We start from the raw sequence: 19578 nt of genomic DNA on the forward strand, positions 1-19578 counted from the left end.
TACAATATTTGTCGTTTTGAACAGATCAAACGACTGAATTTGAATACATGGGCTTAGTGCGCCCAAAAATCAGAATTCTCCCGATAATCGGGATAGAAAAGTAGGAAATACAGGGACTTTTGCTGGAAATTGGAGGGCAAGAGTCCCTTCTTTTTTTATATGACGGAATACTTCTGGTTTTTAGAGGTGCCCTTATGGGTCAGACTACTCCCTGGCCTATTTACGGACGCTAAGCAAGACCAACTTGAACGGAACAACAGCCTATGGCCTAGTCAAGGCTGGTCAAGAGTTGGGGTTGGCCTGCCAACCCCTGAAGTTGGATCTGGAGCAGTTGCAGGAGGCCCTGGTCCAGAATCCGGCCCTGGTCCATGTCATTAAGGAGGGAAAGTTTCCGCATTATTATGTCGTTTATCAGGTCACAGACACGGCGGTTTTTCTAGCGGATCCAGATCCGCAAGTTGGCTTGGTCAAACGATCTCATGCGGAGTTTCTTCAGGAGTGGACGGGTGTTGCCCTCGTTTTTGAACCGAGGTCTGACTATCAACCCAACCAACGGCGGGAGGCGACATTTTGGTCCCTCTTGGCCTTGCTTTTTCAGATGAAGGGGTTATTTTTCCTGATAGTCCTAGTAAGTCTTGGTCTAACCCTGCTGACCATCCTGTCCTCCTATGGTTTGCAGTGGATTGTGGATGGTTACCTGCCCCAGGGGCGGATGGAGGCGATTAGTCAGTTGAGCTTGTGGCTATTAGTGGCAGCCCTGTTGCAGGCTCTCCTTCAATTCTGCAAGCAGTATCCCTTGTTGCTTCTGAGTCGCCGGCTTTCCTTAAAGCTGTTGGAGGACTATCTGAGCCATGTTTTCGGCTTGCCACTCAGTTTTTTCGCAACCCGCCGCAGCGGTGAAATCCTTTCCCGCTTTACAGATGCCAATCAGATTATTGAGGCCTTGGCCTCACTGGGCCTGACCCTGCTGCTGGATGGTCTAACTCTGGTCAGCCTCAGTTTGGCCCTGGCCTGGCAATCGCCCCAGCTCTTTTTGCTGGCTCTAGTTTTGGTGCCGCTGTATACCCTCTTGTTTTTTGCCTTTCAGAAAAAATTTAAGAGCTATCACCAGGATCAGTTGGAGGCGGGCTCCCAACTATCCTCTAGTTTGATGGACCACATCAAGGGGATGGAAACCTTGAAGGCATTGGGGCTTGAGGACGGAGCCCTGGCTCAGAATAAGGGCTATTTAGAAAGCTTTTGGGACAAGGTCTGCACCTACAGTTGTGCAGAGCAGCTACAGTTAGCGCTGAAAAGCGCCCTGCAGCTCGGGACAACCGTTGCCATCTTTTGGTGGGGATCGCGGCTCATCCTGACCGGACATCTGAGCCTGGGTCAGCTCTTGACCTTTACCAGTCTTTTGGCCTATTTTACAGGTCCCTTGGAGAATCTGCTCCAGATTCAGGTACAGGTCCAGAAGGCCCAGGTGGCCTACCAAAGGCTACAGGAAGTTTACCAAGTCCCTTTGGAGGGCCAGCAGGGACTCGAGACGCTTACCGGGACTCAGGGAGTTTTGCGGCTAGACCAGGTCAGTTTTGCCTATGATTACGGCAGTCCCTTGCTCAAGGATCTGACGCTGGATATTCCTCCGGGGCAGAAGCTGGGAATCCTGGGGCTTTCGGGTTGCGGAAAAACCAGTCTGGCTAAATTGTTAGTTGGCTTTTACCAGCCTTTGGAAGGCCGAGTCCTGTTGGCAGGTCAAGACCTGTCCTGCCTCCATCCGCAGGAGCTGCGACGACAGGTCCAGTATGTGGCTCAGGATGCCGGACTTTTTCAAGGAACCCTGCGGGAGAATCTTCTCTGGCCTGCAGCAGCTGAGACAGCAGAAGCGGATTTATGGGCAGCTTTGGAGTTGGTGGAGGCGGTTGCCTTTGTCCAGCTCCTGCCCCTGGGCTTAGACACTCTGGTGGGAACGGATGGGACTGCCCTGTCGACAGGGCAGATCCAACGGCTGGTCCTGGCTCGTAGCCTCTTGACCGGGGCCTCCTGCTTGATTCTTGATGAAGCGACCAGTCACCTAGATCCCGAAACAGAGGAACGCGTCTTTGACCGCCTGCTGGCTCTGGACCAAACCCTGATTGTCATCACTCATCGCCTGGAGCTGGCTCAGAAGCTAGAGCGGATCGTGGTGCTCGCAGATGGCTGCTTAAAAGAGACTGGGGAGAAGGAGGCAATTTATCTGGGACAAGAATCTGGTTTTTAGTTGCTAGATCCAGAACTTTTTGCTTAGAATGATAGTAGAGCTAAGACCCCTCTTGGCTATCTCGTGGTTGAGAGGGTGAGTTTTTCGAATTGGGTTTGTGGTGGACACCGCGGACGAGAGCTTAAAACCACAGTGGGAGTGGGACAGAACTAAATTTGAAAAAATTTAGTTCTGTCCCACTCCCTTTTTATAGAATCGAACCAAGTAAAAAGCCCCACTGTCAGGGTCAGCGTGAAGCGGACAGTGAGGTTAGACTTCTGCTAAAATTCGCGATAGACATAGGGGTTAGCAGGTTCTTCAACGCGTTCCCAGTTGGTGAGTTCTAAGGTTGGTAGGCTTTGGTTGAGGTCCTTGTGGAAGTGGATGGCGATTTTGCCCTTGGCTGTGACCCAGGTGTTGTCGGGGTAGGACTGGTCTTGGCCGGTGGTTAAGAGGCCGTAAACGCCAGAGTCTGCGATGCAGTGGATGATGCCGAAGCGAAAGAGGAATTGTTGTTGGCTTTGTTTGGGGTCGTTGTAGACGAAGCCGGTCATTTGGACTTCCTTGCCCAGGAACTGGTCGGGGTAATCGTAGAGGGCTTCCATAAATTCCATGTAGTTTTGGGTCGTTACCTGGATGGTGTCTTCTTTCAGGTATTTGGCTGCGACTGCCTGCATTTCGGTATCATAGGCTTTTTTGGTGAAATAGGAGCTGGTGTCGGGTTTGAGGTACTGGCTGCTGGTTCCTTCATCGGCCTGGATTTCTGCGGATGCCCCAGCCGCGAGGGGGAATTGGTAGCCCTTAGCCGAGACAGTCGTGGAATCTAGGCTGACGGTGGGAAAGAGAAAGCCGATTAGGAGTGGGAGTGCCAGGACAAGGTAGGCTACTGGCTGACTGGTTTTGCCCTTTTCTTTTTCTTCCAAGATCAACAAGCGCAATTGAATGAGGGCGAGTAGGAAGGTTAGGGCCATAGAGAGGTAGGCCAGGTAGGAGTAGTGGAGGTTGATGTAGTGGTCGAGTTTGCCGCTCCAGGTCAGGTAGAGGCTGAGTTCAAAGTAGCCGGCTAGGATTAAAAAGCGAATCATAGGAAAACCTCCAAACTAGCAGCGAAAAGGAAAACAAGGACGGCGGTGATGAGGATAAAATTGCGGATAAAGGATTTTTTGAAAACACGGGTCATCATGAGCAGGTTCTTAATGTCCAGGACGGGTCCGATGACTAAAAAGGCCATCACGGGAGCCATGCCGAAGGTGCCCAAGAGAGAGGAGCCGATAAAGGCGTCTGCCTCACTACAAAGAGAAAGCAGAAAGCTCAGGAGCATCAAGATGAGAATCGCTACCAAGGGGTTGCTGGAAATGCTGGTGAGGATGCGGGTTGGGACATAGACTTGCACACAGCTGGCGAAGAGGGCGCCTAAAATGAGGTAGCAGCCAGAATCGAAAAATTCATCAATGGCGTGGACCCAGGATTGGAAAAGGCGACCTTGTTTAGGATCGGTGTGCTTGTGGCCGTGTAGGGGGAGGTTCTTATGGCTGACCAAGATATCCTCGGTCCAGACAAAGCCTAGAAGCAGGCCGAGGGCTTGGGCCAGGATGAAGGAACCGAGGGCCCGTGTCAGGGCGAAGAGCCAGGAATTGCCAAAGGCCGAAAAGGTCGCAAACAAAACGATGGGATTAATGACCGGGGCGGTCACTAGAAAAGGGATGGCGGTATAGGTTGGGACCTTCTTTTTGAGGAAGCGATGAATGATGGGGACAATCCCACATTCACAGGAAGGGAAAATCAAGCCCGCAAAGGAGCCGATTAGAATATTCAAAAAACGATTTTTAGGGAGGGCCGCAACAACTTTTTCTGGAGTGAGGTAGACTTCAATAAAGCCCGAGATAATGCTGCCTAGGAGCACAAAGGGGAGGGCTTCAATAACAATGGATAGAAAAATCGCGGACATTTGTAGAAAACTCGCAGGTAGTTCAGAAAACATAGGAGCTCCTTTCTGTTTGTTTACCATTATATCAAAAGCAGGGGACTTCAGAGATCGACCGATTTTTGACAGAGTCAGAGGCAGGGCTTTGGTGTATAATAGGGAAATGGCACTCTTGCTATTTTGCTTCAAAGGCTGTTAGCTTCGACGTGCTGCCTTGTTTGAATGTAAATTAGTCTGAGTCATAATTGCAGAATGAAAAAAGGAGGAAATCATGCGTCTACGTGGATTTGAATTGGTGACAGCCTATACTGATTCCCAGCTTTTGCCCAAACGGGAAACAGCTCATGCAGCGGGCTATGATTTAAAGGTTGCAGAAGCTATGGTGATTGGGCCAGGTGAAATTCGTTTGGTCCCGACTGGAGTCAAGGCTTACATGCAGGCCAACGAAGTTTTATACCTCTATGACCGTTCTTCCAACCCGCGCAAGAAGGGCTTGGTATTGATCAACTCCGTCGGCGTGATTGATGGGGATTATTACGGCAATGAAGCCAATGAAGGACACATTTTTGCGCAAATGCAGAACATCACGGATCAACCGGTTGCCTTAGAAGTTGGTGAGCGGATTGTACAGGCGGTTTTTGCGCCTTTCCTCTTGGCGGATGATGATCAAGCCGGTGGTCAACGTCAAGGTGGTTTTGGCTCAACGGGTCGCTAGGAGGAGCGATGGCTAAGAAGAAATCAACCTTTATTTGCCAAAACTGTGACTACCATTCTCCTAAATATATGGGCCGTTGTCCCAACTGTGGTGCCTGGTCTTCTTTTGTGGAAGAAATTGAACAAGCTGAGGTCAAACATGCGCGTGTGAGTCTGACCGGTGAAAAGGCGAAGCCCATGAAACTCAATCAGGTAACGTCTGTCGATGTCTCGCGGACTCGGACTGGCCTAGAAGAATTCAACCGTGTCCTCGGTGGTGGTGTGGTTCCTGGTAGTCTGGTCTTGATTGGAGGAGATCCAGGGATTGGCAAGTCGACCTTGCTCTTGCAGGTGTCGACACAATTGTCCCGATTGGGAACCGTTCTCTATGTGAGTGGGGAGGAGTCGGCAGAACAAATCAAGTTACGGGCGGAGCGTCTAGGGGATCCGGATTCGGATTTCTACCTGTATGCGGAAACCAACATGGATAGCATTCGGACGGAAGTCGAACGCTTAAAGCCAGACTTCCTTATTATTGACTCCATCCAAACGATTTTGTCTCCGGAGATTTCCAGTGTGCAGGGGTCCGTGAGCCAGGTGCGGGAAGTAACCAACCAGCTCATGCAGCTGGCCAAGACCAATAAAATTGCGACTTTTATTGTGGGTCACATGACCAAGGAGGGAACCCTGGCGGGACCTCGGACCTTGGAGCATATGGTGGATACGGTTCTCTATTTTGAGGGGGAGCGCCAGCACACCTTTCGGATTTTGCGGGCTGTCAAAAATCGCTTTGGTTCGACCAATGAAATTGGTATTTTTGAGATGCAGGCTGAAGGTTTGGTGGAGGTGCAGAATCCGAGTCAGGTCTTCTTGGAAGAACGTTTGGATGGGGCGACGGGTTCCTCGATTGTGGTGACCATGGAAGGGACTAGGCCGATTTTGGCCGAGGTTCAGGCCTTGGTAACCCCGACCATGTTTGGTAATGCCAAGCGGACAACAACGGGCTTGGATTTTAACCGGGCCAGCCTGATTATGGCGGTTTTAGAGAAGCGGGCGGGACTGCTCTTGCAGAACCAGGATGCCTATCTTAAGTCTGCTGGTGGGGTTAAATTGGATGAGCCGGCAATTGATTTGGCTGTTGCAGTTGCGATTGCTTCTTCCTATAAAGATTTGCCGACCCGGCCTGATGAAGCCTTTATTGGCGAGATTGGTCTGACAGGTGAGATTCGCCGGGTAAACCGTGTGGAGCAACGGATCCAGGAAGCGGCCAAGTTAGGTTTTAAGCGGATCTATGTCCCGCAAAATTCTCTCCAAGGGGTAACATTGCCTCAAGGAATTGAGATTATCGGAGTTACTCGGATTGGGGAAGTCCTACAGAAGGTGTTTGGATGAAGTATGATGTGATTTTATTAGTCGCAGGTTCTGGCCGCCGGATGGGGGCTGCTTGCAACAAAGTTTTTTTGGAGTTGGAAGGCCAGGCTATTTTTACCTATAGCCTTGAGGTTTTCCAAGCAGATCCTGACTGTGGACGAATTGTTCTGGTCGGCCGGCCCGAAGAGCAGGCTGCTTTTGCAGATTATTTGTCGCAGCAGGTTGTTTTTGTAGCTGGTGGGGCGGAACGTCAGGACTCGGTGCGGCTAGGTCTGGCTCAGGTTGAGGCTGACTGGGTTATGGTTCATGATGGAGCCCGTCCCTTCATTAGTCTGGAGCAACTGCAGGGACTTAAGGCGCAGCCCAATTCTATCTTAGCTGTGCCGGTGACAGATACTATCAAGGAGGTGGGGTCTGAGTTTATCCAGCGGACAGTTCCGCGGGAGAGCTTAATGGCGGCTCAGACGCCTCAGTTTTTTGAGCGTCGTTTACTGGCTGAGGTCCATGAGCAGGCCTTGCAGGCGGGTTATTTGGGGACCGATGATGCCAGTCTGGTGGAGGCCTTTAGTGAGGTTCAGGTGGGTCTGGTTCCAGGTTCTTCTTGGAATCTGAAGCTGACAAGGCCGGAAGACCTGGTTTTAGGTCAGGCAATTAGGAAGGAAGTGTTTCAATGATCCGAATTGGCCAGGGTTACGATGTTCATGAGTTGGTTCCAGGCCGTCCCTTGATTGTGGGTGGTGTGAACTTGCCCTTTGACCGTGGGCTCAAGGGGCATTCGGATGCGGATGTACTCCTTCATGCGATCACCGATGCGCTGATCGGAGCACTCGGACGTGGGGATATCGGTCATGCCTTTCCTGACAGCAATCCCGAATTGGCAGGCCTTGCTTCTACAAAAATTTTAGCAGCTATTTATGAAGAAATGAGAAAAGCGGATTACCGTGTGGGCAATTTGGATGCGACCATTTTGGCCGAGCGGCCCAAAATGGCGCCGCATCTGCCTGAGATGAAAAAAAGGATTGCAGGCCTACTCCACATGGAGGTCAAGGATGTGAATCTCAAGGCGACAACGACCGAAAAACTCGGCTTTGTGGGTCGTGAGGAAGGAATGGCAGCTCAGGCGGTTGTCTTGTTGGTGAAGGAGTAAGAAGTGGTTAGTGATCGAAATTATGTAGAAGAAAATTTGTTGAACTTTATCGAGGCAGGGGATCCGGAGCGGATCTATGTCTATGAACTGGCGGCAGATTTGGGAGGCTATGCGGCCAATTATCAGTTACGGTTTCTGGTTTTGGAGGAGCAGGCGACCAATCTGCTTCTATCTCAGGAGCCTGTGGACCAGTTGCAGGTGCGCCGGCAGTGGGTTCTGGAACCAGGGATTCTGGGCGACTGGGAGATTGACCCAGACCTATTTTTGAATCCTTAGACTTATGGTATAATTTCAAAAAAGATGAATGAGGAAAGAATTGTGACAAACAAGATTCGAGTGCGTTATGCACCAAGTCCGACAGGGCTTTTGCATATTGGGAATGCGCGGACAGCGCTCTTTAACTATCTCTTTGCGCGCCACCATGGTGGTGACTTTGTGATCCGGATTGAAGATACTGATCGTAAGCGTCATGTGGAAGACGGGGAACGTTCCCAGTTGGAAAACTTGGCCTGGTTAGGGATGGACTGGGATGAGAGTCCGGTAAATCCAGGAGCATTTGGCCCTTATCGCCAATCAGAGCGTTTGGAGATTTACCAATCTTACATTGATCAATTGCTTGAGGCAGGTCTGGCCTATAAATCCTATGTAACCGAAGAGGAACTAGCAGCTCAACGGGAGCGCCAGGAAGCAGCTGGGGAACCTCCTCGCTACATCAATGAATTCCTGGGCATGTCTGATACTGAAAAAGCTGCCTACATTGCTGAACGGGAAGCAGCTGGTATTGAACCTACAGTCCGATTGGCTGTCAAGGAAGATCAGATTTACAAATGGTCTGATCTAGTTAAGGGTGAGATTGAATTTGAAGGTGGCAACATTGGTGGTGACTGGGTTATCCAGAAACGCGATGGCTATCCAACCTACAACTTTGCGGTGGTTATTGATGACCATTTGATGGAGATTTCTCACGTTATCCGTGGGGATGATCATATTGCCAACACTCCGAAACAATTGATGGTTTATGAGGCTCTAGGTTGGGAAGCACCGCTCTTTGGTCACATGACTCTGATCATTAATAGCGAAACCGGGAAAAAACTATCTAAGCGGGACACTAATACCCTCCAGTTTATTGAAGATTACCGGAAAAAAGGTTATTTACCAGAGGCTGTTTTCAACTTTATCGCCTTGTTGGGTTGGAATCCAGGTGGAGAAGAGGAAATCTTTAGCCAGGCTGAGTTAATCCAATTATTTGATGAAGCGCGTCTTAGCAAGTCTCCGGCAGCTTTTGATCAGAAGAAGTTGGATTGGATGAGTAATGAATACTTTAAGAAGGCTGGCTTGGAAACCCTTTTGGACTTGACCCAGCCCTTCTTGGAGGCGGCAGGTCGTTGGACCGATAAGGCGGCAGATATGGTTGCTCTTTATCAGCCTCAACTAACAGCGGCAGAGGATATTGTGCCCCTAACCGATTTGTTCTTTGCAGATTTCCCAAGTTTGAGCGAAGAGGCTGCGGCAGTTCTTGCCGGTGAGACAGTGCCGGTGGTCCTATCAGCCTTCCGTCAAAAATTGGCGGATCTATCTGAGGAGGCTTTCCAGGTGGAGAATATTTCGCCGCTAATTAAGGAAGTTCAAAAGGAAACGGGTGTGAAAGGTAAAAATCTCTTTATGCCGATTCGGGTGGCAGTATCGGGTGAGATGCATGGACCTGATTTGCCGAATACAATTTTCCTTCTTGGAAAAGAAAAGGCTCTTGCACATTTGGATGCTGCTTTGGAGCAACATTAAGTTAAAAAGAAACCGGTTGAAACGACTGGTTTCTTTTTGTGGACAGGATGTCTATTTAATTGCAACAACCTGACCCTGTCAGCCTCCTTAATATCTGCGGTCTGTATTTGCCTTGAATTGGGAATACTCAGTAGGTTTCCCAGACCTATTGAATGATTTTCGATTGAGCTATCACGAAATAAGCAGAAGCAGCCGTTGTTTTTATGTGAAATGAAGACCTTATTATATAGGCGGCTTTAGTAGAAAAATCACAAGTAGAGTGCACATTATTACTTTACATGAATGTTCTAAAATGTTACCATAATAAAGCCTATAGTGTAGGATTGTGATTATTTCATACACAACGGGTTAATAACAAAAAAGGAGAAGAAAGGACGAAATGAAGAAACACTTATTTGATCGTTCGGTTCAAAGGTTTTCCATCCGGAAGTATTCCTTTGGAGCTGCATCCGTCCTGCTAGGAACCTTGCTCTTTGCTGGGCAGAGTGTTCAAGCAGAGGAAGCTGCTGCCTCTGAATCTAGCGAAAGCAATACGTCAGCTTCAACTGGTTCATCTTCGGATGCAACACTAGAAGCTGCTTCAGACGCGTCTACTTACAATGCAGAACCTGCTGTACTAGCAAGTGAAGCACCTGTAGTAGCGCCTGCAAGTTCTGAAACGTCTACCGCGTCATCTGAGGTCGCTACTTCAAATCCATCTGAATCTTCAAGTTCATCTACAACTGTAGAGGATGACACTGCTACAACAACAGCAGCAACGAATGTTGAAGAAGAGAAGGAAAAGAAGGCTGAGGAAAGTAAGGAAGTTGAAGTAGCTAAACCTGCTGCAACTGTTCGAACTAGTGCTTTTCGTGCAGCGACAGCTCCAGAAGCCGCAACTGTTGTTACAAATTGGGATCAATTTGTTTCAGCACTATCCAACGCTAATGTTACAGATATCAAGGTACAAGGACAAATCTTTGCTCCGAATACTGTGAATGGTATTACCAATGGTAATGACTCATCTGAAGCAGCCAATGCGAAAACAAAAGCTGTAGACAGGACTCTATCTTTGGCTATTGCTAACCGTGCTATTAACATTTATGGTGATGGTGCCAATAGCGGGATTGACTTCCGATCTTACTCAATTAAACCAATTGCAGGTGCTGTTGGAGATATTCTTTTCAGCAACTTGAGTATCTATAGTGCCAATTCAAAAGGACCTATTGATCTCAGTCGAGCTAGTGCTTCAAAGGTTACATTTGAAGATGTTAAGAGTGAAGGGGTTATGTTTGGTGGTGGTCGAAATACGACAGTTGTCATCAAAGGGAACACAACTTCCAACTTGGCAGATAGCTATGCATCATTAGCTGGTGGAACTCAGTATGTTCAGATGAACGTGCCACACAATGGTTTGTATGCTGAGGGTGAGACTAATGAGGACAAGAAACAACCACGTGCAGCGAAACAACTGACTCGACGTGCAGCGAATATTCACTCTGTTAAGAATGTTATTGTTGAGTCTGATGCTACCTTTACATTGAACCGTGTATCTGAAGGTGATGGAATTAGTCTTCCAAGTAATTCAGTGGTTGAGGTGAAAGATAAAGGGTCGATGACTATTAATATGAATACGTCATCTGACACTTCCAACCCAGCGCGTTACCACAATGCGGCTATCTTTATGCCACAAAATGGTACTGTGAAGACTGGTAAAGAGTCTAAACTGGCGATTAATTCATCAATCGGTCAGGCTATCTCTATTGGTGTTCGTCGCCCAGGAGATACAGTGACAGATGCGAATCGTTATGGTGGGTATGGTGTCCGTAATGCAACAAAGGTCATAGGTTCTTCAGCAACAATTTCGATTGGAGAAGAGGCAACTGCTACCTTCACAGGTCGTGATTCGATTATTACTGGTCACAACGCCACCTTCACATCAGGTGAGAAATCTAAAGTAGATTTCAAAAACAAGGGTCGTGGGGTTGCGATGGACCTAGGAGATAATTCTCACATTCTCTTTGGGAAACATTCGAATAACGTCTTTGAATCTGATGGTAAAGCTCCTTACAATGGAAATGGAGCGGCTTCTGGTAGTTATGACGGTTATAACTATATTGGGGTTAATGAGCAAGGAACGATTACCGTTGATGATCATGCACGCTTTATTGTTGTTGCGAAAAACCGTAACGGAAGCCAGAAAATCGGAAATGAATATGACGATTTGATTTCCCTTGATTCCCAAAAAGGAACAGCTACAAAACCGTTGTTTATTGCAAATCAAGGTTCGATTACGGATATCCGAGATGACAACAATAACTTCTATGCTGAGTTGATTTCTGTGCCATTAGGAGCAACTAAGAATGTTGTCTTCCGTATTGATACACCACTTTACTTCAGTTTGCAGCGTTACTCAACGCCTGAAGGTCAACAAGTTGGAGATCCTAACGGAAAATTACCGAACTCTACACCGCAAGGATTTAACCCTCCTCCAAGTGGAACTCCTAACTTGGTTTACGGTAATACCAAGGGAACTAAAATGGAGTTTGTTATCGATAACAGCTTAGGGATTGATAGCTACACGGTTTATGCTCGTAATGAAGGAACGCACCGTGCTCCATTGCAAACAGATCCATCGAAACAGAACTCTGTTTGGGCTAATATTAAGCAAGGTAATGTTGCGCTTGATGGATTCGGTGGACCAATTACAGTTTCTGGAAGTGATCCATCTATTCGATTGGCAAACTCTCCGGGAGGGATTTTACCAGTTGAGCCAAATAACAGTAATGACCGGAGTTACGATATTGACGTAGCTACGCAAAACTCACACAGTGTTTGGGTTCCAAATGGGACGAAAATTAACCCACTTGCAAAACATACAAATACTGTTGAGTACTATGTGAAGCAAGCAGATGGTTCTCTTGTACCATTGAGTCAATTTGTTGCAGGCGAAAAAGATTCTGTAACAGAACGTTCTGATTGGGAACGTAAGATGGATATCGTCCTTGACGTTGAAGCGATGAAGCAAAAATTTGCGAATACGGTCATCGATAGCGGAAATACCTTCTTGAGAGAGTACGCTAAAATTCCATATTCTCCAAAAGCAGATACAGGTTGGACTTTGACTGCAAATAGTGAGACTAAGAATACTTATTCTACAATCAATAAGAGCTTGTCTGGCTATGTAGCTACCATCACAGAATCCAATGTACCAAATCTTCAAAACCTTGTTGGTCAACGAGGCCAAGGGGAGAGTGTACATGCGGTATTGGATTCTTCTGCGATTACGGATACAATCCTAACAGATAGTAACGGTAAGAAGGTTGTTAGCGAGTCTTACTGGAAAGACTTTAACGATACAGGTTTCCCAGAGAATTACCTCACAAAAGTCGTCTTTGAATTGACTGACACAGCGAAAGTTGTTTATCGGAATACAGCAAATCCAGCTAACCCAGTTGTTCTCTCTGATTCTGGATCTTTAGATGGAGCTGCAGGTGAGTCTGTTCCTTATACAGCGGATCAAGTACGTGCCAAATTGGAAGAGTACAAGAAAGCTGGATATGAGTTGGTAACAGATGGCTATACTGGCTATACTTACAATGAAGCAACAAAATCATTTGAACGTACAGGAACAACAGTTCCAACATTTGATGGTGTCAATGGTGAGCAAGTCTTTAATATTGACTTGAAACCTCGTGTTGTTCCAATTACACCTGAGAAACCAGTTGATCCAAGCAAACCAGTTGATCCAACAGATCCAACATCACCAAATTATCCAAATCCAGATAATCCAGAAGCCCTCAAATTGACTGAGGATGTGAAGCGTACTGTTCGTTATGTAGATCAAAACGGTAACGTTGTTTCACCAGAAGTGGTTGATAATCTTGGGTTTAAACGTGAAGGTACAATTAACCTTGTAACAGGAGAAACAACGCTCGGTGATTGGACACCAACTGCTGGTGATAACTTCGAAAATAAAAAATCACCAGTTGTAAAAGGCTTTGTTCTTGTTGATCCAAGTCAAGCAGATGCGGGATCTCATACGGGTGTGAAGGCGACTGATCCAGATTATGTCGATACAGTAACCTATAAACCAATTTCACGTTATGTTCCAGAATTCCCTGAAGGTTCAACACCAACGAACCCATGGACGGAAGTTCCATACGTGAATGATCCAACGGATCCAAGTAAGATTGTTCCACCAACTGATGAAACACAACGAATTCCGTACATCGAGGGAATGGTGCCAACCAATCCAGTAGATGGTTCTCCGTTGCAACCAGTTGATTCGAACGATCCAACTAAGGGTTATATTCCTCCAGCGCCAACGGATTCTGGAGTAGAGACGAAGATTCCTTACAAGTCTGTTGCAGATCAAGCACAGGTTATCTATCGTGTTGTATCAGCAGATGGTAAGACAGTTGTAAATCCAGAAGTTGCAACTTCTGGCTTATTGGATGGTACAGCAGGAGCTGAGATCACGTACTCAACAACAGCAACCTTGAAAGATTTGTATCTCAAAGGTTACAAACTTTCAGAGAACTCAACTGTTGAAGGAAATAAATACCGTTCTGGTTTGACTTTTGATGGTCAAAATGGCGTGGATACTTACTACGTTGATGTAACTCCGATTATTGTTCCGGTTACTCCAACAACTCCGGTTACTCCAGATCAACCAGTGGATCCAAATAAAGTTCCAGAACTTCCTAAGAATCCAGATCCAACAGATCCAAGCACACCAAACTATCCACAAGATCCAGATCCAACTAAACCGAAAGATCCGAATAAACCATCCCTCTCTAACCCAGAGGTTCTAAACTTAACAGAAGACGTTAAGCGGACGGTTAAATATGTTGATGAATCTGGTAAAGAGCTTTCTCCAGATGTTGTCAATACACTTGGCTTTACGCGTACTGGAACTGTAAACTTGGCAACAGGTGAAACAACGCTTGATGAGTGGGTAGCTACAGATGGTAATGACTTTAAAGACGCTACTTCTCCTGTAATTCCAGGATATGTCTTGAAAGATCCAGGTCAGAAGGAAGCAGGAGCGCATACAGGAGTTCAAGCAACGGATGAAGACCTTGAAGATCGCGTTGTTTATGTACCTATTTCTAAGTATGTACCATCCTTCCCAGGGGTTCCAGAAGAGGATAAACCGAATAATCCATGGAATGAGGTTCCATACAAGGAAGATCCAACAGATCCAACTAAATTGGTACCACCAACAGATCCAACTCAGGTAATTCCATATATTCCTGAATTTGAGCCTACAATTCCACTTCAACCAGTTGATCCAACAGATCCAACTAAAGGCTATATTCCTCCATCACCAACAGATCCAACGACCGTAACAGAAATTCCATTTGCACGTATCGATGCAGCAGTGGTTGTCTACAATTATGTGGATCAAGATGGTAAAACCCTTATCAAGGAACTTGAGCGTTCAGCTGAGTTCAAAGGTAAGAAGGATGAAGCCATTGGTACAAATGGTGTGGCTTACACAACTGCTGAAACAATCGCTAAGTACAAGAAACTTGGTTACGAACTTGTCAACGATGGTTTCCCAGTTGGAGCAACATTCGATGGTACTAAGGGTACAGATACCTACTATGTAAGCTTCAAAGCAAAAGTGGCTCCAGTTACACCTGATAAACCAGTTGATCCAAATAACCCAGTTGATCCAAATGATCCGGATTCACCAAATTATCCAGATCCAACGGACCCAGATTCGAAAGATCCAAGCAAGATGTTGAAAGATGTTACTCGTGTCATCCAATATCTCGAGCAAGGTACAGAAACTGTCCTTAGTGGAGAAGTGTCTGACAAAGTAAGCTTCCGTCGTGAAGGTGTTGTTAACCTTGTAACTGGTGAAGTTGTTTGGAACCAAGAAGGCTGGCAACCAGCTACTGCTGAGTTTACGAACCGGACTTCTCCAGCAATTCCAGGCTATCATTTGGTAGATGCATCACAATCCGAATACGGAGCTCACACTGGTATTACCAACGCTAGTGAGAATATTGTTGATAAAGTCTACTATGCTAAGAACCCTGATCCAGATAAGATTGCTGTTCAACTTGTTTACCGTGAGGTAAAAGAAGATGGGACAACCGTTGTAAAACAATTGGAAGCTTCCGATCAAATGACTGGTAATCAAGGTGATGACGTTCCTTATACTCAAGATCAAGTTAATGAGATTGTGGCGAAATATCACGCTCAAGGTTACAAACTTGTGAAAAATGGTTACCCAACTGGTGCTAAGTTTGATGGTGAGCCAGGCTCTGTGACAAATTACTTTGTTGATTTGGCACCAATCATCATTCCAATCACTCCGGAAAAACCAGTTGATCCAAATAAACCAGTTGATCCCAAAACACCAGGTTACCCAGATCCTGAAGATCCAAATCCACCAGTTTATCCAACTCCTGATAAGGAAGAGGCTCTTAAGCTTGCGGAAGAAGTTAAGCGGACTATCCGTTATGTGGATCAAGACGGTAAGGTAGTTGCTGCAGAAGTTGTTGATAGTCTAAACTTCCGTCGTGAAGGTACGATCAACCTCGTAACTGGTGAAACAACACTTGGAGAATGGACAGCTGTTTCTGGTAATGGCTTCGACGATAAGACCTCACCAGTTGTGACTGGTTATGTTCTTGCGAATCCAGATCAGAAGGAAGCAGGAGCTCATACAGGAGTTCAAGCAACAGATGAGGATTATCTCGATGTTGTTGCTTACAAACCAATTTCTCGTTATGTTCCGAAATTCCCAGATGGTTCAACACCAACAGATCCATGGTCAGAGGTTCCGTATGTGAACGACCCAACAAATCCAAGCAAGGTTGTTCCGCCAACAGATGAAACTCAACGAATTCCTTATGTTGAAGGATTTGTACCAACAAATCCAACAGATGGAAGCCCATTGCAACCAGTTGATCCAAATGATCCAAGCAAAGGCTACATCCCACCAGCACCAACAGATCCAGGTGTTGAAACAACGATCCCTTATGTTGAAGTTGATCAGCCAGTTGATCCAGATGCAAAAGATGATCAGGCACAAGTTGTCTACCGTGTCGTTTCTGCAGATGGAACATCAGTCGTTAATGAACAGATTGCAACATCTGGTATCCTTAACGGTAAAGAAGGCGCTCGGATTACTTACTCTACAGCAGCAACCTTGAAAGACTTGTACCTCAAAGGTTATACCCTTTCAAGCAATTCAACTGTTGCAGGTGAGAAATACCGTGCAGGTTTGACTTTCGACGGTAAAGAAGGTGTTGATACTTACTATGTGGATGTGACAGCGATTGTTGTCCCTGTTACACCGGAAAAACCAGTTGAACCAAACAAACCGGTTGATCCAGAAACACCAGAATTGCCTAAGAATCCAGATCCAACAGATCCTACAACACCAAACTACCCAGATCCAGATAAGACAGACATCTTGAAACTGGAAGATGAAGTTGTTCGTACTGTTCGCTACTACATCCGTGGTAGAGATGGACAATTGACTGAAATGACTGCTGAACAAGCAGCGATGAAGTCAGATACTCTCCGCTTCCGTCGTGAGGGAACCATCAACCTTGCAACAGGTGAGACGACTCTTCAAAATTGGGTAGCGCTTGATGGTTCTGCCTTTGGTGCTTACACATCTCCATCTGTTCCAGGTTATGTCTTGGAAAATGCATCTCAACTTCAAGCAGGTGCTCATAACGGAATCTCTGCTGACTCTGCGGATATCCACGATCAAGTTATCTACGTACCAGTTGGTAACTATGTTCCGAAATTCCCAGATGGTTCAACACCAACTGATCCATGGTCAGAAGTACCGTATGTAGCAGATCCAAGCAAACCAACGGACATTGTTCCACCTACTGATCCAAAACAACCTGCAATTCCATATGTACCAGGTTTGACTCCAGTGGATCCAGAAACAAATGAGCCGTTGAAACCAGTGAATCCTGATAATCCAGGACAAGGTTACATCCCACCAGTTCCAACTTCTCCAACTACGGATACGGAAATTCCATACGTGAAGAACCCAACTCCAGAAGTGAAAGAAGATCAAGCACGCGTTATCTACCGTGTTGTTGATGAATCAGGTGCTGTTGTTAACCCATCTCTTCGTGATTCAGGACTCATCGTTGGTCGTGAAGGTGAGGAAATCAAGTACTCAACTGCTCCAACCTTGAAAGAGCTATACCTTGAAGGTTACACGCTTGTCAAAGATGGCTTTACAGCTGGTGCTAAATACGATGGTCAAGATGGCGTTGATCTCTATTATGTAGATGTCAAAGCAATCGTAATTCCAGTGACTCCAGAAAAACCAGTTGAACCAAGTAAACCGGTTGATCCAGAGACACCAGAATTACCTAAGAACCCAGATCCAACAGATCCTACAACACCAAACTACCCAGATCCAGAAAAACCTAAGGATCCAAATGTAGAGCCAAGTACAGATATCTTCAAGCTAGAGGAAGAAGTCGTTCGTACAGTACGTTACTACGTACGTGGTGAAAACGGACAATTGACAGAGTTGCCAGCAAGTCTGGTAGCAATGAAGTCAGATGCACTTCGTTTCCGTCGTGAAGGAACTGTTAACTTGGCAACAGGTGCAACGACTCTTCAAAACTGGGTGGCTGTAGATGGTTCTGCCTTCGGTGCTTATACATCACCTTCGCTTCCAGGTTATATCTTGGAAAACGCGTCTCAACGTCAAGCAGGTGCCCATAACGGAATCTCTGCTGATTCTGCGGATATTCATGATCAAGTTGTCTACTTAGAAGTTGGTAACTATGTTCCAGAATTCCCTCCAGGTGTAACTCCAGAGAAACCATGGACAGAAGTACCGTATGTAACAGATCCAAACAAACCAACGGATATTGTTCCACCTACTGATCCAAAACAACCTGCAATTCCATATGTACCAGGTTTGACTCCAGTGGATCCAGGAACGAAAGAACCGTTGAAACCAGTTGATCCACAAGATCCAACTAAGGGTTACATCCCTCCAGTTCCAACAACACCTACCGATGAGACTAAGATTCCATACATCAAGAATGTTGTGGAAGACAAGGCTCAAATTATCTACCGTCTTGTAGATGAAGCTGGTAAGGTTGTCAATGCAGAATTGGCGAAATCTGATGTAATCAATGGTGAAGAAGGTCAGGAAATTCAGTACTCAACAGCAGCTACTTTGAAAGAGCTTTACCTCAAAGGTTACACTCTTGTGAAAGATGGCTTTGTACCAGGTACTAAGTTTGACGGACAAGAAGGAATCGATACCTTCTACGTTGATCTGAAAGCAATTGTAATTCCAGTAACTCCAGAAAAACCAGTTGAACCAAATAAACCGGTTGATCCAGCGACACCAGAATTACCTAAGAATCCAGATCCAACAGATCCAACAACTCCAAACTATCCAACCCCAACAGACCCAGCGATCGAAACGTTAACAGAAAATGTGAAACGTACGGTTCGCTATGTGGATGAATCTGGTAAGGTTATTGCTGAGGAAGTTGTTGATACTCTAGAATTTACACGTACAGGAACGATTAACCTAGCTACCGGCGAAATCACTCTAGGTGAGTGGACTCCAGCTACCGGCGATAGCTTTGACAATAAGAAATCACCAGTAGTTCCAGGTTACATCTTGAAAGATCCTAGCCAAGTAGAGGCAGGAGCTCATACAGGTGTGAAAGCAACTGATGGCGACTATGTTGATTCAGTTGTTTATGTACCAGTTGGTAACTATGTTCCAGAATTCCCTCCAGGTGTAACTCCAGAGAAACCATGGACAGATGTTCCGTATGTAACAGATCCAAACAAACCAACGGATATTGTTCCACCTACTGATCCAAAACAACCTGCTATTCCATATGTACCAGGTTTGACCCCAGTAGATCCAGGAACGAAAGAACCGTTGAAACCAGTTGATCCACAAGATCCAACTAAGGGTTACATCCCACCGGTTCCAACAACACCTACCGATGAGACTAAGATTCCATACATCAAGAATGTTGTGGAAGACAAGGCTCAAATTATCTACCGTCTTGTAGATGAAGCTGGTAAGGTTGTCAATGCAGAATTGGCGAAATCTGATGTAATCAATGGTGAAGAAGGTCAAGAAATTCAGTACTCAACAGCAGCTACTTTGAAAGAGCTTTACCTCAAAGGTTACACTCTTGTGAAAGATGGCTTTGTACCAGGTACTAAGTTTGACGGACAAGAAGGAATCGATACCTTCTACGTTGATCTGAAAGCAATTGTAATTCCAGTAACTCCAGAAAAACCAGTTGAACCAAATAAACCGGTTGATCCAGCGACACCAGAATTACCTAAGAATCCAGATCCAACAGATCCTACAACTCCAAACTATCCAACCCCAACAGACCCAGCGATCGAAACGTTAACAGAAAATGTGAAACGTACGGTTCGCTATGTGGATGAATCTGGTAAGGTTATTGC

The 19578-nt window shown here is 46.1% G+C and carries 9 protein-coding genes and 1 pseudogene; 8 read left to right on the forward strand and 2 right to left on the reverse strand.

Annotated features, from left to right (window positions below):
• Positions 1–205 precede the first annotated feature (205 nt).
• Positions 206–2242: pseudogene (locus tag E5983_RS04010) on the forward strand (peptide cleavage/export ABC transporter); the annotation flags it as partial.
• A gap of 260 nt (positions 2243–2502) precedes the next feature.
• Here E5983_RS04010 and E5983_RS04015 read toward each other — a convergent pair.
• Together E5983_RS04015 and E5983_RS04020 are read right to left on the reverse strand one after the other, a co-directional pair.
• Positions 2503–3306: a TIGR03943 family putative permease subunit gene (locus E5983_RS04015; RefSeq protein ID WP_160332626.1), complete on the reverse strand. Its 804-nt coding sequence runs from the start codon at positions 3304–3306 to the stop codon at positions 2503–2505.
• Positions 3303–4202, reverse strand: coding sequence for a permease (locus tag E5983_RS04020; RefSeq protein WP_160332627.1), 900 nt, complete (start codon positions 4200–4202; stop codon positions 3303–3305). Before E5983_RS04020 ends, E5983_RS04015 begins: the two co-directional genes overlap by 4 nt.
• Before the next feature lie 214 nt (positions 4203–4416).
• Here E5983_RS04020 and E5983_RS04025 point away from each other — a divergent pair, with 214 nt between their 5' ends.
• From E5983_RS04025 to E5983_RS10025, 7 genes are all read left to right on the forward strand, one after another.
• Complete coding sequence (locus E5983_RS04025) at positions 4417–4860, forward strand: dUTP diphosphatase (RefSeq protein ID WP_160332628.1); 444 nt, start codon at positions 4417–4419, stop codon at positions 4858–4860.
• An 8-nt stretch (positions 4861–4868) separates the two neighbouring features.
• Positions 4869–6230 (forward strand): DNA repair protein RadA, encoded by a 1362-nt coding sequence (gene radA / locus E5983_RS04030; protein ID WP_160332629.1) that lies wholly within the window; start codon positions 4869–4871, stop codon positions 6228–6230.
• Entirely contained in the window at positions 6227–6883 is a 657-nt protein-coding gene (gene ispD / locus E5983_RS04035) for a 2-C-methyl-D-erythritol 4-phosphate cytidylyltransferase (RefSeq protein WP_160332630.1), read from the forward strand. The genes radA and ispD overlap by 4 nt, the downstream gene beginning before the upstream one ends.
• A complete protein-coding gene (gene ispF, locus E5983_RS04040; protein ID WP_160332631.1) occupies positions 6880–7356 on the forward strand; it encodes a 2-C-methyl-D-erythritol 2,4-cyclodiphosphate synthase in 477 nt (158 codons plus the stop codon). Before ispD ends, ispF begins: the two co-directional genes overlap by 4 nt.
• A gap of 3 nt (positions 7357–7359) precedes the next feature.
• A complete protein-coding gene (locus tag E5983_RS04045; protein ID WP_160332632.1) occupies positions 7360–7632 on the forward strand; it encodes a hypothetical protein in 273 nt (90 codons plus the stop codon).
• 42 nt (positions 7633–7674) lie between these two features.
• Positions 7675–9138, forward strand: coding sequence for a glutamate--tRNA ligase (gene gltX, locus E5983_RS04050; RefSeq protein ID WP_160332633.1), 1464 nt, complete (start codon positions 7675–7677; stop codon positions 9136–9138).
• A 379-nt stretch (positions 9139–9517) separates the two neighbouring features.
• Positions 9518–19578, forward strand: a 10061-nt coding sequence (locus tag E5983_RS10025) for a mucin-binding protein (RefSeq protein WP_160332634.1), incomplete at its 3' end; no start/stop codon positions are given.

It is taken from the genome of Streptococcus danieliae, assembly GCF_009767945.1.
In the GTDB taxonomy this organism is placed as follows: Bacteria; Bacillota; Bacilli; order Lactobacillales; family Streptococcaceae; genus Streptococcus; species Streptococcus danieliae.